A 24,571-nucleotide genomic window follows, 5' to 3' on the forward strand; every position below is an offset into this window, starting at 1 on the left:
CGAGCCGAGCTGGTGGCGCATAGGTCGTGAAGAAGTTTTGTGAACAACATTCACCGCAGCTATATCACCAGATCGGCCCATAGACTCCGGGAGCTGGCAACCGTACATTTTTGATTCGCCCAAAGAATTCCGGCCGCCGACCATTAACGGACGTAACCCAGTCAGCGCTCAAAAATCCTGAAAAGAACTCACATTCCGTTTCCGTCACAATCAGAGATCAAGAGGATCAATCATGACCGGTGCCAGAACGACAAGACGAAGAGGCGAGCGGATCGCGGCGATGATCGGTGCGGGGTTGCTCGGGCTGAGCCTGTCCAGCGCCAGCGTGGCCAGCGCGGAACCAGCGTCCGCAGGGTCGACCACACCCTCGACCCAGGTATACCTGACCTGCGCGATCGAGATCGTTGGGATGTTCACCCCGGAGATCAGCTGGCGCCCGCAGCTGGTCGAATTCGACGGCAGCCACGCCGACGCCTTCAACTGCACGTCGACGAACCCGGCCTTTTCCAACATCGGCGGCGCACACTTCGTCGCCAGCAACGACTCCGAGGGTGTGAACAACTGCTTGGAGTTGCAGGGTGCCGGAGGGGGCACGGGCTCCTGGCACAACAAGGACGGCAGCCTCGCGGGCACCAACACGTTCGACTGGCACATCGTCGCCAGCAGCAACGGCTTCGAATTCGAAGGGGTATCCCTGAGCGGTGTCCTCGCTGGAGTCCCGTGGAAAATTGAAATCGCCACCATCGAGCAGTTCGACCGCAACGGCAAGCAGCACAACGGAGGATGTTTCCTCAACAGCTCCATCAAGTACGACGTCATCCGGGGCACGATTCAGTGGTACCAGGACCCCGGATTGCCTCGCATCACGTCGAAGCCGAGCGCGTGCAAGATCACCAAGGGCCCTGGCAACGACCTGACTGTGTCGTGGACCAACACGATCACCGGCGTGCACTGGCCGAACGGAACAGTGAACCTGTCCGACACCGGCGGACTGCACACCGTTGACCTGTCGGGACAGAACGGTCAGGCCGTCATCGTCATTCTCGCCACAGAGGCACCTCGAACGGCTGACGCGACCGCATCAGGAGGCACGTTCACGGCCAAGATCGCGCACAGCATCACGTTCCCCAACGGTCTCACGACCTTCAAACCCGGTACCACCTTCGAGAACACCGACAACGTGATCGCCAGCAACGCCGAGGATGGTGTGGCCACCGCCAGCGGCGGCCCCTCCATCTGCGAACTCAATTGATCATCAGCGGTGACGAACACGGGGCTGCGGAATCGACGATCAACCCGCAGCCTCCGTGTCGCGTATGAAGTCGGCGGCGCGTTCCGCGATCATCACCGTTGGCGCGTGCACGTGCCCCCGGGTGATGCGCGGCATGACCGAGGCGTCCACCACGCGCAGGCCGTGGACCCCGCGGACCCGCAGCCACGGGTCTACGACCGCGTTGTCGTCTGTGCCCATACGACACGTCCCAACCGGATGGTACAGGGTCTGCGAGTGCGCCCGGATGTACTTGCCCAGCTCGTCGTCGCCGACCGGACCGGGGTAGGGATCCATGGGCGCGCCGGCGTAGAGGCGAAGTGCGTTGGTGTTGAGCAGCCGTTCGGCCAGTCGGACGTTGACGATCAGCGTGTCCAGGTCCGCCTGATCCTCGAGGTAATGCGGATCGATGACGGGAGAGACGGCCGCATCCGGGCTGGCCAGGGTGATCCGGCCGCTGCTCTTCGGCAGCATCAGCACCGCTCCGATGGAGATTCCGTGCGTCGCGGGTGATCCGAAGCCGTGGTCGATGTAGGGCAGCGGCGCGAACGCCAGTTCCAGATCCGGCGCCGACAGGCCGGGATCGCTGCGGATGAACGACACCGCTTCACCGATGTTCGACGTGAGCTTGCCGCGCTTGGCCAGGTAGTAACGCAGGAGACTCAGCACGCTGTCCGCGCCGACCGCCGCGGTGACCGGTCTCGGGCAGTGCCGGTAGACACCGACGGCGAGGTGGTCCTGCAGGTTGCGGCCGACACCGGGCAGAGCACACCGGACCGTGATGCCGATATGTCTCAGGTGGGCGGTGTCACCGATGCCGGACAACATCAGCAGCTGCGGCGAGCCGATGCTGCCCGCGCTCAGGATCACCTCCCGTCGCGCGCCCACCCGGCGGATTTGGCCGTCGGTGTCCCGGTACTCCACGCCGATCGCGCGAGTTCCGTCGAGCAGCACCCGCTGTACGTGCGCGGTCGTCACGAGGTGGAGGTTCGCGCGGCTGAGCGCCGGGCGAAGATATGCGTCGGCCGTGCTCCACCTGCGGCCGCGGCGCTGCGTCACCGGCGTCGCGAAGAACCCGGTGTTGTCGGGCTGGTTCAACTCTCCGGACCGGGTGAGCCCGAGGTCCTCGGCCGCTCGGAGAAACGCCCGCGTGACCGGACTCGGGCTGCGCAGCTCGGAGATCCACAGTGGACCCGAGGAGCCGTACACGCCGTCGGCGTTGCTGCCCGCGCGTCGCTCCGCCCGCCGGAAGTAGGGGGCCACGACGTCATAGGACCAGCCTGGGCAGGATTCGGCCCAGCCGTCGAAGTCCGCACGGTGACCGCGGATCCACATCTGGGCGTTCAGCGACGAGGATCCGCCCAGCGTCTTGCCCCGGGGCCAGTACAGCTCGCGTCCACACAGCTCCTTCTGCGGGGTGGTGGTGTAGTTCCAGTCGTACTCCGTCTTGAACAGCTCGTGGAAGGCGAACGGAATCCTGATCTCCGGCGCTGTGTCGGGTCCGCCGGCCTCGAGCAGCGCGACGTGCGGAGCGCCGGTGCCCTCGGAGAGCCGGTTCGCGAGCACGCAGCCCGCCGAGCCCGCTCCGGCGATCACATAGTCGAAGGTTCGCTGCATCGCTGTCTCCATGATCATCTTCCGGCCTCAGCGGGTAGCGGGACCACCGATTCGAACAGGCACGACAGGATCCGTTCGATCGTCTCGACCAGAAGGCGTTCGGCCATCGGCTCAATGATGCTGTCCAGGCTCGGGACACCGAAGTCGAACCGCGCGGTGAACGTGACGGCGGCGCCGCCGGGCAACGGCTCGATGTGCCAGGCGCCGCGAAACTCGTCGAAGTCTCCGTCCACCTGGGCGAAGTCGATCCGCAACTCGTCTCGGCGGAATCTGTCCTCCTCGGTCCAGACGAGGATGCCGTCGTGGAAGTACACCTCCCACGCGCTGAGCGCGCAGCCGGAGCCGGTGTCGGGCTCCACGACGTCGACGGACCGGATGACGTCCACCAGCTCCCCGTAACGTTCCAGGTCGCTCAGCTGGTCGAAGACTGCGCTGGTTTCGGCTTCGGGCAGGAACGCCCGCACCACGACACTTCTCATCGTCGGCCTGCCGCGGTCGATCCGGAGGGCCGGTGCGTGGCCGCGATCCGGCGGCAGGCCGCCTCGAACGCGGTGAGCAGGAAGTCCGTCTCCGCGGTCGTCATGATCGCCGGAGGAGTCAGCCGCACGACACCGTGCGAGTTCAACGAGTGGTTGACGATCACCTGTTCGGCCAGCAACGCGGTGATCAGCTCGCCGGCCGTGCCGGGGTCGACGAGTTCGACGCCGAGGAGCAGACCGGCCCCACGCACGTCGCGAACCAGGTGCCCGCAGTGCGCGTCGACCGCGTCTCGGAGGCCCGCGAGCAGCCTTTCGCCGAGCACAGCGGACCTCTCCACCAGGCCCTCGTTCCGGATCACCGTAATTGTGGCGCGAGCCGCGGCCATGGCGATGGGAGCGCCCGAGAATGTTCCGACGTGCAGCAGCGGATCCCGGTCGAACTCGATGAACGCCTCGGTGGTCGCCAGAGTCGCGGCGACCGGGACGATGCCGCCCGACAGGGTTTTGCCGACCACCACGGCGTCGGGACGGACCCGTTCCCGGTCGGCTCCCCACCAAGTACCGACCCTGCCCAGTCCGGTGAGGATCTCGTCCAGGACAAGGAAAGCACGATGCTCACGGCACAGCTGCTCAACCCTCGTCAGGTAGCCCGCCGGGGGAATTCGGACCCCCGCCTCGCCCTGCACCGGTTCGACGATCACGCACGCCTCCGGTCCTCGCCGCAACTCGGCCGCGAGCGCGTCGGCGTTGCCGAACGCGACACTGGTGGCGTCGGGAAGCAGGGGCCGGAACGGCGCCTGGTACATCTCCCTGGCACTGACGGTCAACGCGCCCATAGTCCGGCCGTGATAGCCGTCGACCGCCGAGATGAGTCGACGCTTTCCCTTGGCCCGCGCCATCTTCAAGGCGGCTTCAACGGCCTCGGCCCCGGATGTTCCGAAGTAGACGTGGCACATCCCGGCCGGGGCGACCGAGGTCAGCGCGTGCGCGGCTTCGGCGATCGCCGGTTCGAGCAGCAACCGGCTGGACAGCGGCAAGCTGCGGATCTGGTTGACCACCGCCTCCTCCACGACGGGATGGCGTGCCCCGAGCAGGAAAACGCCGTACCCGCCTGCATTCAGGTACCTCGTGCCGTTCTGGGTGTAGACCCATGATCCCTGCGCCGACACCTCCAGATGCGGGCCGAACAAGGCGGCCACCTTCGCCCGTCCCCGCGAGAGGACTTGGCGGGTGACCTCGAGCACCTGGCCGAAGTCGGGATCTTCCCCGGTGGTCAACCCCTAACACCGCCCGGTCCCGTTGGCATGCTCATCGGGCGCAGGGGCGACTCGAACACGGCCCGGCCCGGATCGATGCCGGTGCCCACGCTGATCCCCTGCAGGTGCGAGGTGCGCAGTGCCACGTAGTTCAGCTCTCCGCAGGAATCGCTCGACAGGCCCGTTCCACCGTGGCTCGCCAGGTAGGGCACGCAGCCGATGTGCGAGTCGTTGACCTTGACCTGGCCGCAGTTGGTCACCCGCTTCGTGAACTCCTCGATGACGGCCGAGTCGGCGGCCCACAGCGAATTCCGCAGCCCGTACCTGTTCGAGTTGACGAAGTCGATGATCCGGCCGAGCAGCGATCGGTCGTCGTCGGGCTCGGGCACGACCACGGGAAGCAGCGGGAAGAAGGTCTCCTCGATGACCGCCTGGACCCGGCTCGCTCTGGCCAGACCGTCGAGGCGCAGCACCGTTGGTTCGATGAAGGCTCCCGTGGTGGAGCGCTGTCCGTCCACATCGATCCTGTTTCCTCCACAAAGGACAGCTGCGCCAGCGGCGACGGCGTCGTTCAGGTACGCGAAGTACATGTCGCTCTTCACGACCGGCGAGAGCAGGGTTCCGGCGTCTTCGGGATACCCCGGACGGATCCGGCCGGCCAGTACTCGCAACCGGTCGAGCAGCTCCTCGGCGACCGCGGGATGGACGACGGCGTGCTTCGGCACCATGCAGATCTGCCCCGAACCGTAGAAGCATTCCGTCAAGGCCTCGGCCGCACGGTCGAGATCTGCGTCGCGCCACACCACGACCCCATCATTACCGGACAGTTCGAGGATCACCTTCTTGTTGCGCCTGGCGGCCTCCACGCCGAGCGGGAGGCCCTGTTCGGTGCTTCCCATGAAGAAGATGTCGTCGATCAGCGGACTGTCCAGCCACTGCCGGATGATCGCGCTGGGATTGCCGCAGACGATGTTGAGGGTTCCTGGCGGGGCGCCGATCTCGTCGAGCAGCGGGGCAACCACGTCCCGCCAGAAGTACATGACCCCCAGCGGAGTGCTACGCGGCGCCTTCATGACGAGGGTGTTGCCTGCGGCCAGCGCGTAGATCGCCAACGCGGAGTTGGCCGCCGCGGCGTTGCGGGGCGGGCTGAAGGCGACCACCCCGTCCGGCCTGCGGATCAGCGCCAGGCGCCTGGACTGCGAGCGGTACTCGCGGTGCAACTCGCCGCGGACCCACTCGCGCGTCTGCGCACAGGATTCCTGCAGCACGCACGCCACCTCCCATTCGGCGAGCAGGCGCGGATGTCCCTCCGCGATCAGCACGTCCACGAACTCGTCGTGCCGGTCTCTGACCTGGTCATGGAGGTCGCCCACGAGACGCATGCGGACGTCCAGCGGGTACGCGGCCCACTCGGGGGCGGCCGCCGCCGCGGCCTTGATCGCCTCCGCGACGATTGCCTCGTCGGCGACCCCGCAGCGCGCGACGACCGACGGATGGTTCTCCGCGTCGTGTCGCCTGCCCCGGTCGAGCTCGCGCTTCAGCACGAGGCTGGGCAGGAAGTCGCGCAGCATCACCGAGGCCCGCAGACAGTGCACGGTCTCCCTGACGCGCAAGTCGGCACCGCCGACGTAGGGGTCATAGCTGCGCATTCGCCACTCCGCCGGCGCTGGTGCCATCACCCTGCCCGGCCGGGCGCGGGACGTAGCCGCCGGTGCCCCGGTCCACGTGCCCGGTCACCAGTCCGGTGGTTTCGCGCATCTCCACGAGAACCCTTCCGTCCTCGGTGATCGCACGGCAGCCCCCGCCGTCGAAGCGAGCATCGTCGCCACCGCGTGCCCATGCCCACAGGGTGATCTTCGAGTTCTCCTCGCGGTGCAGCCGCACGTCGTTGTGATCGGTGAACAGGTCGATCCGGCCGATCGAGGCGACCACGGCGAGCGGCAGCAGGCCGTCCGCGACGACACGCACGACCGACACCTGGAGCATCGCGTCGAGGAGCACGGCGGGCACCACGAACCCGGTGAACGGTTCCTGTCCGTCGCAGACCGACCGCACGAGCACGGCCGCGGCCTGATCTCCCGAGACCCGCGCGTCCGTGATGCTCTGGAACGGGCCTCGCAGACGGAACTCGGCGTCGGGTGGTGCGAGGTAGTAGCCGACTGGAACATCGGTCCAGCCTTCCGTCGAGGGCGGCGTCCAGGTCGGTGCCGACGGCCGCCGGGCGGTCAGCAGCACCGTCATCTCGGCGTGCACCCGGCCCGTGACGACTTTCCCGCGGCTGCGGACCTCGCTGTTGACCGTGACCAGGACCCGGTCCACGTCCCCGGTCGCCTCGAGCCGTGCGGTGATGCGGAACGGGGTGACTCCCCGGCTCGGGTGCGGGCGCAGGAACCGTTGGAAGGACGCGGATTCGACGGCTGTCGGAACTCGATGGGGCCGCAGCGCCGCGGCGGCCTCGACGGCGGCTTCGATTAGGCACACCCCCGGCAGGGTGGGCCGCCCGCCGACGATGTGGTCGGCAAGGTAGCCGTCGCGCAACAGGTCCAGGTCCCGTTCCCACACGAGTTCGGTAGCACTGCGACGCGCCTCTCGGTCGAGGTGGAACGGCCGGCCGCGGCCGGCCGTTCCGATGCTTGCCCGCAGTCCGGGATACCAGGACTCGAACGTGCGCAGCTCGGTGCCGCCGAGGTGCAGGGCAACGGGTTCGGGCCGCAGGCGGCGCAGGGAAGCCAGGAACCGCGCGACCCCCTCCGCCGTGCTCATGCCCTGCGACAACCCCTGTCCCGCCATGAACGCACGGGTGATGGGCTTGGCAGCGAAACCAGCGCTGTCCCACAGGGTCCAGCCAATAGTGCACTCGGACTCGCCACGTGCCAGTGCGGCGTGCGTGGCGCAGGAGGCCAGGAAGTCGTTGCCCGCCGAGTAGTCGGTTTCCCCGACCTGACCGGTGAATCCGATCACCGACCCCATGTTCAGCCACCGCGGCCGGCGCTTGCCCAGTGCGCGGCGGAGGTTGGCATAGCCCCGTGCCTTGACGTCTCGGACCCGGCTGAACGTCTCCTGGGTCTTGTTCGTGAGCGCTGCGGTGCGGCTGATCCCGGCCGCGTAGATGACCAGGTGCAGCTCCGGGTCTTCGGCCAGGATCTTCTGCACCGCGGAATCGACGGCGTCGGCGTCGGTCAGATCGCAGGTGAGGTAGCGAACGCGGTCCGCGCCGCAGCGAGCGCGCAGGCGGTCGAGGACGGCACAGGCGTCGCGCGCGTCGCGCAGCCTGGCGTGTTCACGCCCCGCCTCGGCGAGGCTCACCCCTTCGGCACACCGCCGTCGCAGGTAGTCCACCCTGCCCTTGGCGAACTCCTCGTCACTGCCCTCGAGTACCCGCGACGGGTAGTCGTCGAGCGGATTCGACCCCAAGATCCAGATCTTGGGCGCGACCTCGTCCGCCAGCGCGGTCAGCAACTCCGCCGTGATGCCACGGGAACCGCCGGCCGCGAGCACGACCGACGTACGGTCGATGGGCAGCGGTCCGTCCGCGACGCCATCTCGGCGAACCAACCGGGGAACCAGCCGTCGGCCGCAGTGGTAACCCGCCACGGGAAGCAGCCTGCGGTTGCCCGCCTCGGCGGCCAGCTGATCCAGTCCCTCGCGAAGGTCGCGTTCGGAGGAAAGCACGGCGTACGCCGTGGCACGGGGATGCTCTCGGGCCAGCGCCTTGACGAACCCGGTGAACAGACCCGTTGCCGCCCTCGGTACACCGATGTCGAAGGCGTCGAGGAGCAGCACGAGGTAGGAGCCGCCCTCGGCGAGGCCGTCGCCGACCAGCTTCGCCGCGACGAACGCGGCGTCGTTCAGTGCCAGCAGCTCCGCGAACCCGTTGGCGCCGGGCTCGCGGTCGGGTCCGCAGGACACGATCACCCGCACATGCCGGGGTCGCCAGCCCGCCGCGGTGACGTGTGCGTGCAACGTCTCTAGGTCCGGAGCCGCGGTGACCAACGTCTTCTCGGGCAACGACAAGGCGTGCACCGCGCCGGGATCGTCGGTGACGATCAGGCATTCCTCCGGGAACGCCAGGGGAGAAGCGGATGAGGACGCGTCGGTCGGGCAGGGGACCCAGATTACGCCGTACTCGGCGAGAGCCGTGTCCGCGTCCGGGTCGGTGGCCGGGGATTCCGTGCGCGCCGAGGTGACTCCGACGGCGCTGCGGCGCCCGGTGAGCGGATCGGTGTGTCGGATGGTGCACGACCGGCCGGTCAGTACGGTCCTGAGGATCGCGAGCGCGGAATCCGCGGCGAGGTAGCTGCGTCCTGGCACGGTCAATGCGGACAGGTCTGTCCCGTTCTGGGCGGCCGTGCTGTCGGGCCGCGGATCAACGGTCGCCAGCACGGCGAAACCCTCGCGTTCGGCCACGCTGCGCCGGGTGACAGCCAGCACCACCGCGCCCTCGGCGAGCTCGATTCCGTCCCCTGCCGCCGACCGCATCTCCGGCGTGCTGTTTCCGTTGCAGCCCAGCACCAGCGCCAAATCGACGTCACCGGACCCGAGATAGCTGGCGGCGGCGCGCAGGGCACTGAAGGTCGAGTCGGCACCGGTGTCGAGGAGCATGTTGGGACCGTGCAGGTCGAAGTAGTTCGCCACCCGCCCGGAGATGATGTTGCCCAGCAGGCCGGGCTCGGAGTCCTCAGAGGACGGTGGGATCAGATCACGCACCTCCTGTGCGAACGCGGCGAACGCGCGTCGCCAGTTCTCCGCGTACTGCTTCCCGGCCGCGGACACGACGTGGTTTTCGAGGTCGGCGAGGCGAATCCGCAAGCCGTACAGGGTCGCCATGCGGGTCGGACCGGTGTTCGCGCCGAACACGCCGGTCTTGTCGCGCAGTCGTTCCCACGCGGGTCCAAGGCGCTCGGTCAGCGTCAGTGTGCAACGCAGTGCCATGATCTGAGAGCGGTCGATCGCGCGCAACTGCGGCGGTGGTATCCGGATCCGCGTCACCGGTGGTGTGGCGGGGTGATCACCAAAGCCGCGAGCGGGATTCTCGCCGCCACCGGTGAGCCACCGCGCCACCTGCTCGCGCTCCCACTCACCGGGAAGATCGACGCTCCAGTCAACGATGACGATCGGATCGTGCTGATCGGGTACGCCGGTGGGGGCGGGCGGGATGTGGCGATCGGCGGCCTCGGGACCGGACACGATCACGTGCATGTTGGTGCCGCCGAAACCGAAGGCCGAGATCGCGACGTTCCTCGGCCGGTCGTCTCGTCGGGGCAACGGGGTGTCGGCCGTCGGCACCCGCAGCGATCCGGACTCGAGCTCGTACTCCGGAGCCGGACCGTCGAAGCGGTGCTGAGCGGGCACCGTGCCGTGCTCGAGCGCGAGCAGCGCGTGGATCAGCGAAATCACACCCGCGGCGTACGCGCCGTGGCCGACCAGCGACTTGTTGGACACCACCAGCCTGTCGCGGTTCTTGCCGTAGACGTCCCGTAACGCGGCGAGCTCGGTCGCGTCCCCGGCTCGGGTTCCGGTGGCGTGCGCGATGATCAGGTCGATGTCGTCCGGCTGTAGCCCACTCGTGTCGAATGCCCGCCGCAGGGCTCGATGCTGCCCTGTCTTGCTGGGTGCGTAGATCGCGTGCCCCTTGCCGTCGCTGGAGGCGCCGACGCCGGTGAGGATGCCGAGCACGCGGTCACCGTCGGCGCGTGCCCGGTCCAGTGTCTTGAGCACGACGACACCGGCCGCGTCGCTGAAGAGAGTGCCGTCAGCACGGCGGTCGAACGCGCGCACGTCGCCGTTCTCCGACAAGGTCCGTGCCTTGGCGAACAGAACCATGTCGCGTGCCGTGACCACGGAGAGGCCACCGCAGACGGCCACGTCGCAGTGGTCCTCACGCAGCGCGCGCATGCCGAGATCCACGGCGTACAGCGCGGACGAGCACGCGGTGTCGACGGTGAGCAGCTCGGCGTCCGCAGGTACCAGGCCCGCCATCGCCTCGCTGACGATCACGTGCGGCAGGTACCGTTCCGGCCGGGTACCCGCCGCACGGAGGTGTTGCCGGACGACCTCGTCGAGCACGGCTGCCTGTTCCGGCGAAAGGCGCGGCGCGCAGCGCTTCGCGCAGCCCAGAGCGATCTGCGACTCCTCCATGCGCTGGCTGCCGGCACTGCCGTAGCCGACCAGCACAGCGTGCCGGTCACCGGTGCGGCGGCGCACGCCGGTGAGCGACTGTCGAAGCGCCCGGCGAAGCCAGGCACACGCGTGGTCGGCGCCGTTCTCGAGGTCCTCGGCATCCAGCTCCTGGTGGATGAAGCCGGACAGCCGGATCGGCGAGCGGTCCTCGGCCTCCGGATCGGTGGCGAAGATCGACTCCACGTCGAACCTGTCACCCGGTTCGCTGAACATCGGCTTTCCCGCGCGCAGCACGTCCCAGAAACCCCGTGGGTCGGCGGCGCCCGGAACGACGATTCCCACACCCACCACGGCGATCGCACTATCCGCAGCGGCGGGTGCCACCGGCATCACGCCGGTGACGGCCGGCGCCGGGCGGCGCTCGCCGGAGACGAGGGTGAGCGATGGCGGCCGCACCTGCTCCAAGGACGAGACGGCGTGGTTGCCGACGCTGAACCCACCATCGGCGAGGAGCACCTGACCGGTGATCCACGAGGAGTCGTCGGAAGCCAGGAACAGGACCAGCTTGACGTACTCCTCCTCGCTGGGGAGCCTGCCGAGCGGGGTCGCGGCGGCGAGCATCTGCCAGATCCGCCCATCTTCGGCGAACCGGGCGGTGGCGCGCCCCGGAACGGGGCTGCACGAGGCCGCGTTGACCCGGACGTTGTCCGGGGCGTACTCAACCGCCAGGTATCGGGTCAGCGCCTCCACGGCCGCCTTCGACACCCCGAGCATGAGGTACTTGTCCAGCACGAACGTCGAACCCAGCGAGGAAAAGTTGACGATGACACCGCCTCCTCGCCCGCGCATCAGCGGGACGGCGTGCTGGGAACACCACACGGTCCCGAGCACATTGGTGTTAATGGTGCGGGCCCAGTCCCGTTCGGTGAGCTCGTCGAGTTCGTGAAACCCGCCCGCGGCCGCGTTGTTGATCAGCACGTCGAGGTGCCCGTGCTCGGCGCGGACGCGCTCGAACATCGCCGCGATCTGATCCCGCTTGGCGACTGAGGCGCGCAGCAGGGACGTGCGCGAGCCGCTGCCGATCAGCTCGGCCGCGAGCTGCTCGGCCTCCTCCCTGGAGTGGAAGTAGTTGATCAGCACGTGTGCGCCACGCCGGGCGAGTTCGCGCACGACGACTCGTCCGATTCCCCTGGCGCCACCCGTGACGAGCACCAGCTTGCCGGTGAAGTCCGTCACGCTCCGCCCCGCAGGGACAGCACCAGGTCGGCGATGTGGTCCAGCGTCGGGAAGTCCGAGATGCGGAAGTCCGTCGGAAGCGGGCTCAGCCCGAAGTGCTGCCAGGTGTTGGCCAGCAACGTTGTCTGCTTGAGGCTGTCCACACCGAGATCCGCCTCGAGATCTGCGTCTGCCTCGACCAGCTCGAGAGGGTATTCCAGCGCGGCGGCGTAGATGGCGCGCAACTCCGCCAGCACCCCTGGCCGGTCGGGCGGATGCGAACTCCAGGCCTCCCGCGGCGCCGGACCGGGCTGTGGTTCCTCCGCGGGCACAACGACTTCGGTACGGGCCGGAGCGGGATGGTCCCCGGCGTCCGCGGATTCGCCGGTCAGCACGCCGGCGACCCGATCGAGTTCGTCGCGCAGTCCGGTCCTGCGGGTGAGGCAGGGCAGTACGCGGACGTTCGGCACCGTGTCCAGCACCAGCTCGGTGAGGATGTCCCGGGCCCCGCACTCCACGAAATCGGTGACGTTCCGGGCGTGCAGGAAACGCACCGTTTCCATGAAGAGGACGGGGCGCCGGAGATGGTCGACGATCAACCCGACGAGATCGTCGTCGTCGCGGCAGGGGCGGCCGAGCACGGGTGAGAGGACGGGATGGCGCAGTGGTCGCTGCCGCAGATCTGTCAACGCCTCCCGCAGTGGTTCCATCGCGTCGATGAGCACAGGGCTGTGGTAGGCCTGAGGGGCGTTGAGCTGGCGGGACCACAGACCCAGGGCGGTGGCCAGCGCCACGACCTGTCCGACTGCCGCCGCTGGACCGCTCACGACCGTCTGCCGCGGCGCGTTGTGGCAGGCCACCACCAGTCGCGGATCGTCGACCGCGCGTACGAGCGCCTCGACCCGCTCGGCATCGGCGCCGACCGCGGCCATGACGCCCGCAGCGCCGTACTTGCTCAACACCCGGTTGCGAAGGTGCACGACGCGTGCGCCGTCAGCGAGATCGAACGCACCCGCGCAGGTGAGCGCGGCGATCTCGCCGACACTGTGGCCGACCAGCACGTGCGGCTCGACGCCACGCCCGCGCAGCTCGGTGAAGAGCGCGACCGAGATGCCGAACATGGCCAGTTGCAGGCCGGTCGGCTCCTCGACGACGAGCTTTTCCAGCGGGCGGTCGCCGAGGATCTCGGCGGTGACGGTCGGCTCCCCCAGCGAGCGGCCCACCTCGTTGATGGTCGTGAACACCGCTGCCGTGTCCGGACTGAGTTCCGCCAGTGCCGACAGCGCGCCTTTGACGTAGGAGCCCTGTCCGGGAAAGAGAAACGCCACCCGCTGCATGAGATACTCCTGTCGCTCGACCAGAAGTCCGGCACGGCTGCGCGGCGCAGACCTGAGCGGCCCGGAGCTGCGGGATGAACGAGTCCTGCAGTGATGTCGGGTGACGCTGCTGACGACGACGTCGACCGGTCGGCCCCGGCCTACACCTGGTCGATGGTGTCCGAGGACTCGACCTCGAGAGTGATGGTCGTTCCGTTCAACGTCTTCACGAAGATCTGCATGGCTCGGGCCGAGGTCGTGTGAGCCTGGGCGAGTGCGGTGCCACCGACCAAGCCGGTGATCAGGGCAGCCGCGAAGGCCAGCACGGTGATGATCTGACGACGCTTCACTGTTGCTCCTAGCGGGTCATCGTGGACAGTACTGATCCAACCACCGGGACTGCCACGCCGCATCTCCTGTCACCTGACCAAGTGACACTGCCGCGCATTGGTGAAACGGCGCCGGTCGTTCAGTGGATCTGTCCGGAACAAGCCTGTTCTTCATTTGAACACCGGGTCGGCCGGGACGACCGTCCACCTGACTGTGGGGGTCAAGAAGGCCCACCGGATGAGCCACCGCTGCGCGGTGATACGCCAACGTTGCTCTGGGATGCCGGACAGCGGCCGGGTCACACGTCGGCGGTGTCCAAAGTCGCTGAGTTGCTCAGAAGTCTGCGCACCAACGGCAGGTCCGACAAGCGCATCAGCAGATCGCGCACGACGATCCGCCGTCCGGCTCGACGGCGCCGGCCACTCGATGAACCTGCGGCCGAAGCGCTGGGTGCGCACGATCACCGGTCCGGACGCGGTGGTCACGCCGGGCACGCCGCCGTAGGACGCACCCGGTGCCGCACCGTGGCCAGCCGGGTGCGGTGGTGCGAAACCTGCGTGAACGTGACATCGGCCCACCCCCTCCACCGCGATCACCGACCGCCACAGAGGGCTGACCGGCGTCGTCACCGCTGCGGGCATCGACGCGTGCGGCCGGCTCGAGGAGGTGCCGGTCGCCGACTGGGAACGCGTGGTGCAGGTCAACCTGCTCGGTACCGCCGCGGTGATCCGGGCCGCGCTGCCGCACCTCGCCGGAGGCCGGGTTGTCACCATCCCGTCGACTCTCGGCATCGAGGGTCGTATGCCGATGCCGATGATGCGCTGCAGGACACGTTGCTGCGCGCGTGGCAGTCGTTCGGCACGTTTGCCGGCTGGGCTTCCCTGCTGCATTTCATTGACGCTCTCACAGGCCCGAAAGGCCGATCAGGAATCGACGCTGGTCGCCGCATCGGCCGCGCGCAGGGACAGCGGCATCGCTCGATGCGGTGATGCCTGTGCTCACCGAACAAGCCCGTTCCGGCAAAGCCGCACGACCGCCGCCCGGCTCGTTGCCGAGGAGTTCAGCGTCCGCGAGGACCGGAGTGGGGTGTGGCGGGTCCGCGTTGTGACAGTCGTTGTTTGAGCGCGCGCACTGTTCCATGGACGTCATGCCCGCAGCTTTACGGGCGCCGAAGTCGTTTCCACGGCGACCTGGGGGACGGGTGCGACACCCGCGCCCGGAGGAGCACTGGGCATCGCTCGCCGCCGATCTGCTCATTGCCGTCTGCACGCCGGCGCCCGGCAGCGCAGCAGCCGACAAGCCGCAACGGCTGGCCGTGCTGGCGGATGTCGCGAAGCAGCTTGCCTTTCGCGGCTTGAGGTTCTTCCTGCCCGCCCGGCGAGACCTGGCGCTGGTGTGCACCTGTCGGCAGCGACGGCCGGGACGACCCTGATGCGATCACACCCGGCCGTCGCACTCTTCAGGCGCTGTGCTCGACGAGCAACCAGCGGTAGGTGTCCTCTTCCTTCACGTCACCCATGAACGGCCAGGACTTCTCGGTTATCGGGTTGTCTCGGACGTTCATCAGTTGCTTGGGGTTGGTGCGCTCCTGGATGTAGAAGGTCCGGTCCTGATGCAACAGCAGATGGAACCTTTGGTCCATCCAGCTTTCGGTGCACTCCCAGTGCTTCACCACCGGCCAGTCGAAGTCGAGGCAACGATCCGGCTTGGAGATGTTCCGGAACGTCCAGACGCCGTCCTCCCGCGTCTCGAGCTTCCACTTGGCCGCGGGATCGACCGCGTCCGCGACCTTCACCATAGTCACTTCGTTGCCCTCGTTCAGCTTCACCGCCCAGGTGGAGTCGGCCGCCGACTGCAGCGAGACGACGGTCCCCGCGCCCCAGCCCGGCAGCGGCTTCGGCTTGCCGTCGGAGTCGGCGATCTCGTCCTCAAGCACCCACAGGCCCTTGAAGTCCGCCGGTTCGAGCACTTCGCGGTAGAGCTCGCCAGTCTCGTCGTTCACCCGGCCGCTCAGCACCAGGCACACCGGGACCTTGTCTCCGCCAACGGGCTTGAGGCTCTTCTTCTGCGTGAAGACGGTGAACTCCTCGGGGAACGGATACTCCTCGTCGTCGACGAGCTCCATGGTCGTCTTCTCGTACGCCCACGGGTCCTCACCCATCGCCTGGTTGGGGCACTTCGTCTTCGCTGTGTCCTGCGCGCCGGTCGAGATGTACTCGCCGATCAGCCTGACCTCGGTGTTCTTGGGCATGATGATCGTGTCGAAGACGGCCGTCCGGTAGCACCCCTGTTTGCGCACCTTGTACCAGCGCGCGAAAGCCCCGTGGTCGTTGCCGGCGTAGATGAACGATCCGTACTCGTACCACTTGGCTCGCCACGGTTGCTGCTGCATCGCGACGACATCCCGGTAGATGCCGCTGTTGTACACCCTCGTGTACTGGGCGCTGGGGTTGGTCTGCTCCTTCGTCTCCTTGGTCACGGACGTCACCGAGAACTCGTACTTGGCCTCGAACTTCGCCTCCATCTCGCCCTTGATGGCGCCCATGGTCATCCCCTGGGTCATCCTGACGCTGTAGCTCACGCTCGCGGAGTGCGTGCGGCTGACGGTGGTCTCGTAGATCCGTTTTCCGTTGGGAGGCAGCTCCATCGGGGTCCCGGTGAGGACGAACCTGTTCTTCTCCCGCATGTACACAGGGTTCAGCTTCCCGTCGAACCGGAACCGCTTGATGTCGATCCTGTTGCGCTCGTCCTCCTTCCTCCACTGTTCCGTGAACGTCTCACACTCGTCTTTCTTGATCTCATCCTCTGGGTAGTAGTAGATCAGCGAGTAGTCCCCGTACTTCGTCTGGTCGCCTGCGACGAATCCGTCGTACACCTGGTAACCGCCCCGCCGGTCGTCCGGGACGTGCCACGCACCCAGTACGGGTGCCGCTGTGCGAGCGGGCGGCGAGGATGTTCCCACCGCACTCGTCACGCCACCGGACACGGTGGCCAAGACACAGGCGGTCGCGATCACGGTTTTCGTTCTCATGGCGGTCCGCTCCTTCATCGAATGCGCATGTCACATTCGCTAGCGCACCCGCATTCCGCCTGCCATTTTTGAGCCCATTCGCCACTCATGTGAGTGACACTATTTCATGGTCAACTGGCTGATCGTGCAGGTTGCCCCCTACCGTGACGACACTCTTTCCGGACGGGGAGCAGACATGAAGGCGATCACACGAATTCTTGCGATTCTGCTTCTCGTATCCGGAATCACGTTCCGGGTCGACGCATCGAGCTCTCGGACGGACGACGTCGTCATCGGCGTCGCGATGCAGGGACAGCAGATCGTCGTCGCCGGAACCACCCGTGCTGCCGAAGGCGCGCCTGGGGACCTTTTCGTGCTCAGATACGACTACGACGGATCGCCGGACACCACGTTCGGCCCGAAGCGCGACGGCAAGGTGGTCTTCGATCTCGGCGGGGACGACAACGCGGTCGGCGTCGTGGTCACCGGAGCCAGGATCCTCGTCGCCGCCACGAGCCGTGCGGCGAAGGACGCCGACAGCGACATCGCGGTCGCGCGTTTCAGCTGGGACGGCAACCCCGACAAGGGATTCGGCCGCGACAACTCGGGCAAGGTCATCACCGACGTCGCCACGGTCTCCAACCCGAACGCCGCGCGAAGCGAGGACACCGCGGCCAACCTCGACGCGTGGGTACGGGACGAGAACTCCCCCAGCGACTCGCTCGCCCTCGTCGCCGGGACCACCCGCGCCACCGCGGAGAGCGCCGGTGACGCGGTGCTCGTGCGTTACGACGTCAACGGCCACCTGGACACCTCTTTCGGCGCGCGCAACGGCGTGATCACGACCGATTACGGAGCGGACGACCACGCGGCAGGCGTGCTGTTGCAGAACAGCGGGAGCATCGTGGTCGTCGGTGGAACGAAGGTGAGCACGGAAGCCACCGAGATGCTCGTCCTGGCCACACATTTCGACAGCGGCGCGCTCGACAAGAGGTTCGGCGGGGCAGGTACCGGGATCGCGATCAGCGGGGACAGCGAGATCCCCGGCTCGGGCGTCGTGCTCGGCCTCATGAAGACGGAGGAAATCGTCATTGTGGGCGTGCGCGACGACGACCTCTCGGTCAGCCGGTACATCAGCGCCGGCAAGCTCAGCGGCCAGCTCGACCCCCGGTTCGGCACCAAGGGCAAGGTTCGCACCGACCTGGTCGTCGACGGCAAGAGCGGGCTCGACAGTGCGGGCGGCGTGGTGCTGGACAACACCGACCGCGTTCTGGTCGTGAGCACCACACGCATCAGCAAGGAGGCGCCGGGACGGCTCACCGTGGTCCGTTACAACGCTGACGGCCGGTTGCACACCGACCTTGCCAAAAAGGGCTACCTCGTCGACCTGGCGATTCCCGGTGACACGGAGGGCACGGGCGTTCTCGCCGACAGCAGCGCCCAGATCGTGGCGGTCGGCACGACGCGTGCCCCCGGAAGCGCGGACCGCGACGTGCTCGTGGCGCGGTATCGCTTCACCGGCGATCCGGATCCCGGCTTCAACAAGACCGGCAGGATCGTCACGAACATCGGCTGAGGGCCAGCCCCAGGTGCCATCGGGGCCCCGCGTGGTCAAAACGGGTCGGACCAGTCCCAGCCCGGTGGATCAAGGCATGCCAGCTCCAAGATCCATGCGATGAGCGAGGCATCGCCTCCACTCGCGCCCGCTCCGCCGTCAGCGCTCGCTTCGTCATGGTCACCACCGTGCAGCGCCCGGCGACCACGCGCGGTGGCGCACTCGGACGAGTGAAAAGTGCTGGTGTCGGGAATCGATCAGTACTGCGACCAAACCGGCAACTGCGGGCCAGGTTTGTGCCGGAGATCGGCCTGCCGGACCGCGACGTGCGGCACCGTCGGGTCCGCGTCAAGTGGCTGAGGCTCGTCACCGGTCTTAAGTTCCCAGGTGTGACTACTCCACATGGATCAGGTGATCAAGAGTCGAGGATTCCGGCGCCACCGCCGCTCTCCGAGTCAGAACTCCGCGGCCGGGCTGAACCGGCCAGTCCCGCACCAAGGGAAGTCCAGGTGTCGTTCTGGCTGTGGATCGCCGGAGCGGTGCTGTCCGTCATCGGTGCCCTGTTCGGTTTCACTCAGCGCGACACGCTGCTGGAAGAGGTCCGCACCCGGCCGGATGCCGGACAGTTCAGCGAGGCACAGCTCGACACGCTGGTGACCACCAGCCTCATCGTCGGTGTCGTCATCGCCCTGGTCTTGGCCGGCCTGTTCGTGCTGTTCGCGTTCAAGGCGCGAGCGGGGCGCAACTGGGCCCGGATAATTCTCACCATCCTCACCGTCCTCGGGGTGCTGGCGTTGGCCATCGGCGGATTCTCGGTCGCCGGCGTTGTCTCCACGGTCATGACGGTCGTAGCGGCCGTACTGCTGTTCCTGCCGGCCTCGAACCAGTACTTCGCCGCGCCGCACACCCGACAGTGACGGATTGATCACCTGACGGTCATTCACCCGCGGGCGACCTGCAGCACCAGCGCGCCGACAACGGTTCACCACGCGCTGCTGCTCATCGGTCAGCTCATGCCACAACCCAGAATCGAACCAGGTCGCGCCGGCGGACTTGTAAGACATGATCCAGCGGTGGCCTGCGTTTGTCTCCTGAATGAACGCGCGAACGTGTGATGTCGCCCCAGAGCTGAGAACTGGCTGCGATCTGGTCCTCGAACGAGTAATAGAGCGTCACCGCATTGTGTAACTATTCGTCTGCGCACGTAATCCGTACAGTAAGTTCGGATTACGTGTGCACGCTTTTTGGTGATATCGGTACTTCCCTCTTCGAGGAGGTCATCATGTCATCCCCAGGCGCACAAGCCGCCCGGCGGCGACTTTGCCTGACTTTCGCCGCGCTCAGCCTGTTATCGCTTCCATGGGCTCACGCGTCCGCGCGTGCCGAGACACGCGCCCCCACGCTCGTACTGGAGAACGTGCTGTGCAGCATCAAGAACTACGAGATCGAGGTCGAGGGCGAGAAGCGCAGGGCGAGCTACGCCGCGTTCCACGCGAAGTTCGAGGGTAGCGGGTTCACGCCTGACAGGTATGTGCATGCGGCCCAGTGGACTTGGATGACCAAGGACGGCGAGGAGGTGCCGAACTGGGCCGTCATGAAGCAGGGGAACATGTTGGCGGAGAAACCGGATGGCACGATCTCGGGCGGGCTGGGCATGGAGAACGTCCTTGGCCACAACATTCCGGTGGGCACTGAGTACGTGCGCAAGAACATCGTTGTGGTGTGGGACATGCGTGGTGACGAGCTGGCCAGAGCCACCGCGGAGGGGACCTGTTCGGTGCCCGACACCGTCGAGCCCGGCGAGCCGCCCCGGCCTGGGACGAGGTGAGGTGTGATGTACCGGAAGCGACTCGTGTTCATGGTGGTGCTCGGACTGGCGATCGCCACAGTGGCGCCGGTTCCGGCGCATGCGTTCGACAGCGGTGCTGGGTTCCCGGCGATCGGCAAGAAGTTCCAGATCAAGAACCTGGGCAACGACAAGTGTGTCAGCGTGTCACCGGACTTCCGCGGTGCCTACATCGGCTACGCCGACTGCAGCGCCGAGGACGTGCTGCAGCAGTTCCGGATCGAGAAAGGTCCTCGCTTGAAGGAACAAGAGCACCTCGACGAAGACGATCCAGCTCTCAACATCCTGCGGACGGCAGTGGACAAGAGTCCGGGCATCCCCGACCTTGCGACCTTCTACTGCCTCTACAGCAACGGACTCGATGACACCGCCGTGTACCGGAGCAAGTGCTACGGCTACCCGGACGGCCAATGGCTCTACAAAAAGAGCGAAAAGCTGATCTTCGGTGGTGTCGCAGGTGTGGAACTGCGACGCGGTTGCTGGCGGGCGGACAAGTGGGGCCCCAACCAGGGCGGGGGGCCGAAGGTTCGTGTCGTCGAATGCAAGGCGGATGACACTGCTCAGCAGTGGCAGGTGGACCCGCTCGACTGAGCGTGACGATTGCCGTTTCACGTTGCCCTGGACGGAGGGGAGACGAGCAGTTCCGCGCTCACAAGCCTGAACCCCTGGTTGCCCTCGTCCACTTCGGCGATGTCGACGTTTGAGTGGGTTGCGCAGATGATCTGCGTACCGGACGTGCCGAGGTAGTGAATGAGGTACATCAGGCGCAGCGGCGACGAACTGGTTCCTCGCCGCCTTATTCGACGATGAAGCGGACGCAGTCGTCCTGTGCACCGTGTTGCGCCACCGGCATGACTACGGGCTGGTGCGAGTTCGACGTGTTCATCGTGCAGACGCGATACCGGCCGGCCTGGGGCAGCCCGTTCTACACCGTCACCGAGAGAACACCGTTGACGGCGGCGTCGTTCAACCCCTTGAAGAAGGCGAAGACCCGGGGATCCGGGACGTTCGACCCGTTGAGCCGCTGGATCACGACGTGGCTGTGCCCCTGGATTGTTCCGTTGTCATCCAGCGTCTGCTGGATCTGGTAGTAGTCGAACTCCGGGTCGGTGAAAAAGCCGGTAGCCAGGTTCGCGACCTTGACCTCCACCGTGAACGGCACGCCCTTGCGAATCGTCTGAGCGTTCTTCGGGTTGACGATGACCGCGGAGACCATGTTGTCGACCGACGGGATCTCGCCGATCTCCAGACTGACACAGTTGGGCTGCTTGATCTGTGTTCCGTCGGCGATGGTCAGCCCTGAGGCCTGACAGAACTCCGATGCCTGAAGCGGTGGGATTGTGTCCGCGCTGATAGCCAGGAACAAGCCGATCAGCAGTACCGGGACACCTTTCATCGCACCCAACACCTCTGCGGGAACTGCTGCTCGTCGGCTCCGATGTTCCCGCAGCGGATAGAACCCGCATGATCACCGGCCGTTTTGCACCCGATCAGGTCGTACTGGGTGAGGGCCGCAGGGTCAACGCCCACCCAGCTACGGCACTCATGCACGATCTCCATGTGACGCCGGAAGCGTTGCCGAGGCCCGGCTTGGCGAGGCGGTGGAAAGCCGGTTTGCTCAGGAAGCGGGTCGTTGTTCGGGTTGGAGCTGGTCCACCAGACGGGCGAGATCGCAGCCAGGCTCTGGTTTTTCGTTGATGACTGTCGGCAGGCGCCGTGGCCGCTGTCGCCGTACCAGGTCATCGGGATTCGTGGAAAGAGGCTCGTTCGGCGCGCAGATCGGATCGAAAGGGGTGGGGCCGCACCATCACCTACCCATCGGGTGACGCGGCCTGCGATCTTCGCACCCCAGGCGCATCCTGCGGAACATGAACCGACGTGGACTGTTCAAAGGCGCTGCGGCAGCGGGGATCATGTCGACGGCGTTGCCTGCCGTGGCCGCCGCCGACGGCATGGTGACGATCTACGCACAGCGGGCGGGCCTGACATTGCCCCAGACGCCGGTACCCGGCCTGGTGTACTGCTGCAAGCTGAAGCTGTTCTCCGACAAAGAGCTGAAGACGCCAATCGGCACCGGATCAGCCTCGGCGACCGTCATCGAGCTGGACCTCATCACGCCGATCGTCCAGTCGAACCTCGTGCTCACCAGCGACGGCACACCCGCCGCGGTCACCCTCACGGCGCTCCTCCGCCGCGAGAACAAGTACCCGCGCAGCTATGACGCCGTCGCCCTCGGCGGCTACGGCGTCTGGACGCCCAGTGCGGACAACTCGCAACCGTCCGCGAAGATCACCGCACACGGGCCGGGCAACGGCGACTATCTCAAGATCGAGCTTCGCACCTAGCTAGCTGGAGTCCACCCCCGTTCGTCCGGCGGCACCCGGCAGGCCGGTGTATACCGTCTCAGAGAAGGGAAAGCCAGAGCTGGGAAAGTCCACATCAGACAGTGACGACCCGGGTGGCGAGTCTTGGTGCCGGCCCAGCCCGGCGCGGCGGCTCGACGAGGACACACTTCACGACCTCGGCCGTCCGCTCGTCCACGGCCAGCTTTCCGGGCCCCTGTGCGTTCTCGGCCATCTCACGGGGGTGCACCAAGATCAGTCTCATGGAGTGGCACATCCTCGCCAGGGAGGTGGGAACGTGTGCGCCTGGCTACATCGGCAACCACTCACGCCACATCGAGTTCGAGGCCGCGTGGCGTCATGGCCGTCGAGGTGTCCGCCCGGCTCACGACGATCCAGTCCTCGATCCGGTCGAGGAACGTCACTTCGTCGACGGTCGGCGGTGCCGCGCACTCCCAGTACACGCCTTCGAGCTCGACTGGCAACTTCTCGCCGTCGACGGTGAACGTGAGCTCTACCAGGATATCTCCGGCTCTGGTAGCGAGGCCTGCCCCTCGCCGGTCAGCGCGCCGTCAGGGGTGTTGACCGTCGCGGTCGACGCTCCCGTGGTGCCGACCGTCAGCTCGACTTCGAGCAGTCCATCCATGTCGCCGCCGGTGTACTTTCCGGCGAAGTGGACGACCTCGGCGCCGCAGTCGTCATCCGCGGCGGATGCCGCCGGAACGTGGATCAGCGCGGTCGCCAGCACCGCGAGCAGCACACGACCTCTCACGGCCCCTCCTTCGCCTTCGCCCACCGGAAGGCGATCGTCCGCACGCCGGGGCCGAGATCGACCTGCCTCAGCCCCTCGCCGGTGGAGCTCATCCTGAACACGCCACCACCCTCGTGAACGGGCTTGATCGCGTAGAGGCATCCGCCGTTGGGCGAGAGCACGAAACTGCCTATCAGGCCGAACCGCGTTGCGGCCGACATCGTGGTCGTATCCACTACAGCAATCGATTTGGCGTCTCTGTAGAACAACCGCGAACCATCGGGACTCGGCACCAGATTGTCCGAGAAGCTGTCCACGGTGAGCTCCGCCACGAGCCGAAGGTCCTTCGCGTCGTACTTGGCGATCTTCGGCGACCGGCCGCCGATGGCGACGTAGACGAACGCGCCATCGGGACTGACCACGGGGGAGGAGGGCACACCCCCCGTCACCACGTCTGTGACGTGCGCACCGTCGGCACTCAGGTACTGCACCAGCTTGGAAGTAGACGTGGTGACGTACAGCCGCGTCCCGTCGGGGCTCACAGCCATCGTGCTGATGCTCTTGAGCGTCAGGACCGTCTTCGTTGTCCCGTCGGCAAAGGTGAAGACCCGTACATCGTCCAGCCCCCGCAGGTAGGCGCGGCTGCCGTCCGCGCTCACGACGGGCGGCCGCGTCAAGATCAGGGCAGGCCGGAGTGTGGACACGGAGTCGTCGTTGAGCGACACCGCCGTGAAGGTCGGCCGCTTGAGCCCATAGGTGTCCGACTGGTGGACGTAGATGTGCTCACTGGTGGCGGGCACTGCCGCCGTGGTGAAAAAGCCCGCGTACCTGAACGGCTGTGAACGTCGGATCACCTTGTCGGTGTTCGTGTGCACCGTCAGCGCCGTTACCGATTGATCGGCGTTCGCGACGGCGTAGATCGGCTCCGACTCGCCGCACGGGTTCGCCGCGGCGTCCGCTGGGATGGGGCACACCAAAACCACCAGCAAGGTCGCTGCTGTCGCGTGCAAGGCCCTCATGCGGCCACTATCCGACGGTCCGGTGACCACCGCGCACGACGCCACCCGATCGAGCTGCACCTTTGCAAAACCCTACCGTTGGTCGTCCACGAAATTGACGTGGACCCTGCTTGGCCGACCTGCTTCGACCGCCCGGTCCACGATCACCGAACCGGAAGTTTCACGCCGTCGGGCGAGCGATCGGGGCGTGGCCCGCGCCACGAGGAGTGCCGCAGTTGGCGGTCGCTGGTCCAGGCGCGGTGCCCCACTTCGCCACCCGTTCGGGGCGGACCCATCGCGCGGCGGCACACGACCTCGAGCTTGAACTCGAACGTGTACAGCCGTTTGCCCGGCTTGTTCATCAGCGCTCCCGCGCTCCACAGCCTCCAACGATCATGCAAGCGTCGCACCGCGGCAGCGGACACTCCCAACCGGGTCGCGGCGGCGTCTCGGCCATACCTGGCCT

22 protein-coding genes and 1 pseudogene are annotated in these 24,571 nt (G+C 66.9%); 8 read left to right on the top strand and 15 right to left on the bottom strand.

What is annotated here, in order from left to right:
• The first annotated feature begins 232 nt into the window (after positions 1-232).
• Complete coding sequence (locus tag ABFX45_RS41870; RefSeq protein WP_346136512.1) at positions 233-1,252, top strand: hypothetical protein; 1,020 nt, start codon at positions 233-235, stop codon at positions 1,250-1,252.
• 39 nt (positions 1,253-1,291) lie between these two features.
• Here the strand turns inward: ABFX45_RS41870 and ABFX45_RS41875 are convergent, their stop codons facing one another.
• The 7 genes from ABFX45_RS41875 to ABFX45_RS41905 all read right to left on the bottom strand — a co-directional run bounded on the left by ABFX45_RS41875 (position 1,292) and on the right by ABFX45_RS41905 (position 13,623).
• Complete coding sequence (locus tag ABFX45_RS41875; protein WP_346136514.1) at positions 1,292-2,887, bottom strand: GMC family oxidoreductase; 1,596 nt, start codon at positions 2,885-2,887, stop codon at positions 1,292-1,294.
• A gap of 14 nt (positions 2,888-2,901) precedes the next feature.
• Positions 2,902-3,366: a type II toxin-antitoxin system RatA family toxin gene (locus tag ABFX45_RS41880; RefSeq protein WP_346136516.1), complete on the bottom strand. Its 465-nt coding sequence runs from the start codon at positions 3,364-3,366 to the stop codon at positions 2,902-2,904.
• On the bottom strand, positions 3,363-4,643 hold the full coding sequence (locus ABFX45_RS41885; RefSeq protein WP_346136518.1) for an aspartate aminotransferase family protein: 1,281 nt from the start codon (positions 4,641-4,643) through the stop codon (positions 3,363-3,365). Before ABFX45_RS41885 ends, ABFX45_RS41880 begins: the two co-directional genes overlap by 4 nt.
• Positions 4,640-6,271: an aldehyde dehydrogenase family protein gene (locus ABFX45_RS41890; protein ID WP_346136520.1), complete on the bottom strand. Its 1,632-nt coding sequence runs from the start codon at positions 6,269-6,271 to the stop codon at positions 4,640-4,642. The genes ABFX45_RS41885 and ABFX45_RS41890 overlap by 4 nt, the downstream gene beginning before the upstream one ends.
• Positions 6,258-11,978, bottom strand: a complete 5,721-nt coding sequence (locus ABFX45_RS41895; RefSeq protein WP_346136522.1) for an SDR family oxidoreductase — start codon at positions 11,976-11,978, stop codon at positions 6,258-6,260. The genes ABFX45_RS41890 and ABFX45_RS41895 overlap by 14 nt, the downstream gene beginning before the upstream one ends.
• Positions 11,975-13,294 (bottom strand): acyltransferase domain-containing protein, encoded by a 1,320-nt coding sequence (locus ABFX45_RS41900; protein ID WP_346136525.1) that lies wholly within the window; start codon positions 13,292-13,294, stop codon positions 11,975-11,977. The genes ABFX45_RS41895 and ABFX45_RS41900 overlap by 4 nt, the downstream gene beginning before the upstream one ends.
• Before the next feature lie 140 nt (positions 13,295-13,434).
• Positions 13,435-13,623, bottom strand: a complete 189-nt coding sequence (locus ABFX45_RS41905; RefSeq protein ID WP_346136527.1) for a ubiquitin family protein — start codon at positions 13,621-13,623, stop codon at positions 13,435-13,437.
• A gap of 571 nt (positions 13,624-14,194) precedes the next feature.
• Here ABFX45_RS41905 and ABFX45_RS41910 point away from each other — a divergent pair.
• Both ABFX45_RS41910 and ABFX45_RS41915 read left to right on the top strand, forming a co-directional pair.
• Positions 14,195-14,395, top strand: a pseudogene (locus ABFX45_RS41910) (SDR family NAD(P)-dependent oxidoreductase); the annotation flags it as partial.
• A gap of 355 nt (positions 14,396-14,750) precedes the next feature.
• Entirely contained in the window at positions 14,751-15,035 is a 285-nt protein-coding gene (locus tag ABFX45_RS41915) for a hypothetical protein (protein WP_346136529.1), read from the top strand.
• A gap of 27 nt (positions 15,036-15,062) precedes the next feature.
• Here ABFX45_RS41915 and ABFX45_RS41920 read toward each other — a convergent pair whose 3' ends face one another.
• Complete coding sequence (locus ABFX45_RS41920; RefSeq protein WP_346136531.1) at positions 15,063-16,634, bottom strand: hypothetical protein; 1,572 nt, start codon at positions 16,632-16,634, stop codon at positions 15,063-15,065.
• Between the two features lie 175 nt (positions 16,635-16,809).
• On the opposite strand from ABFX45_RS41920, the gene ABFX45_RS41925 reads away from it, so the two are divergent.
• The 4 genes from ABFX45_RS41925 to ABFX45_RS41940 all read left to right on the top strand — a co-directional run bounded on the left by ABFX45_RS41925 (position 16,810) and on the right by ABFX45_RS41940 (position 20,605).
• Positions 16,810-18,189, top strand: coding sequence for an NHL repeat-containing protein (locus ABFX45_RS41925; protein ID WP_346136533.1), 1,380 nt, complete (start codon positions 16,810-16,812; stop codon positions 18,187-18,189).
• A gap of 488 nt (positions 18,190-18,677) precedes the next feature.
• Complete coding sequence (locus ABFX45_RS41930) at positions 18,678-19,085, top strand: hypothetical protein (protein ID WP_346136534.1); 408 nt, start codon at positions 18,678-18,680, stop codon at positions 19,083-19,085.
• Positions 19,086-19,585: 500 nt separating this feature from the next.
• Complete coding sequence (locus ABFX45_RS41935) at positions 19,586-19,996, top strand: hypothetical protein (protein WP_346136536.1); 411 nt, start codon at positions 19,586-19,588, stop codon at positions 19,994-19,996.
• 24 nt (positions 19,997-20,020) lie between these two features.
• Positions 20,021-20,605, top strand: a complete 585-nt coding sequence (locus tag ABFX45_RS41940; protein ID WP_346136538.1) for a hypothetical protein — start codon at positions 20,021-20,023, stop codon at positions 20,603-20,605.
• A 17-nt stretch (positions 20,606-20,622) separates the two neighbouring features.
• On the opposite strand, the gene ABFX45_RS41945 is transcribed toward ABFX45_RS41940, so the two are convergent.
• Positions 20,623-20,775 carry a hypothetical protein gene (locus tag ABFX45_RS41945; RefSeq protein ID WP_346136540.1) on the bottom strand — a complete coding sequence of 51 codons (153 nt, stop codon included), beginning with the start codon at positions 20,773-20,775 and terminating at the stop codon, positions 20,623-20,625.
• A 164-nt stretch (positions 20,776-20,939) separates the two neighbouring features.
• A complete protein-coding gene (locus tag ABFX45_RS41950; RefSeq protein WP_346136542.1) occupies positions 20,940-21,410 on the bottom strand; it encodes a hypothetical protein in 471 nt (156 codons plus the stop codon).
• Between the two features lie 472 nt (positions 21,411-21,882).
• On the opposite strand from ABFX45_RS41950, the gene ABFX45_RS41955 reads away from it, so the two are divergent.
• Entirely contained in the window at positions 21,883-22,359 is a 477-nt protein-coding gene (locus ABFX45_RS41955) for a hypothetical protein (RefSeq protein WP_346136544.1), read from the top strand.
• A gap of 94 nt (positions 22,360-22,453) precedes the next feature.
• Here the strand turns inward: ABFX45_RS41955 and ABFX45_RS41960 are convergent, their stop codons facing one another.
• The 5 genes from ABFX45_RS41960 to ABFX45_RS41980 form a co-directional block, all read right to left on the bottom strand.
• Positions 22,454-22,621, bottom strand: coding sequence for a hypothetical protein (locus ABFX45_RS41960; RefSeq protein WP_346136546.1), 168 nt, complete (start codon positions 22,619-22,621; stop codon positions 22,454-22,456).
• Positions 22,622-22,682: 61 nt separating this feature from the next.
• Complete coding sequence (locus ABFX45_RS41965; RefSeq protein ID WP_346136548.1) at positions 22,683-22,841, bottom strand: hypothetical protein; 159 nt, start codon at positions 22,839-22,841, stop codon at positions 22,683-22,685.
• Between the two features lie 29 nt (positions 22,842-22,870).
• Positions 22,871-23,128 (bottom strand): hypothetical protein, encoded by a 258-nt coding sequence (locus ABFX45_RS41970; protein ID WP_346136550.1) that lies wholly within the window; start codon positions 23,126-23,128, stop codon positions 22,871-22,873.
• Positions 23,125-24,126, bottom strand: a complete 1,002-nt coding sequence (locus ABFX45_RS41975) for a YncE family protein (RefSeq protein WP_346136552.1) — start codon at positions 24,124-24,126, stop codon at positions 23,125-23,127. The genes ABFX45_RS41970 and ABFX45_RS41975 overlap by 4 nt, the downstream gene beginning before the upstream one ends.
• Positions 24,127-24,269: 143 nt before the next feature.
• Positions 24,270-24,506 (bottom strand): hypothetical protein, encoded by a 237-nt coding sequence (locus ABFX45_RS41980; protein WP_346136554.1) that lies wholly within the window; start codon positions 24,504-24,506, stop codon positions 24,270-24,272.
• Between the last annotated feature and the right edge of the window lie 65 nt (positions 24,507-24,571).

This window comes from Lentzea roselyniae (genome assembly GCF_039537795.1).
GTDB classification, from domain to species: Bacteria; Actinomycetota; Actinomycetes; order Mycobacteriales; family Pseudonocardiaceae; genus Lentzea; species Lentzea atacamensis.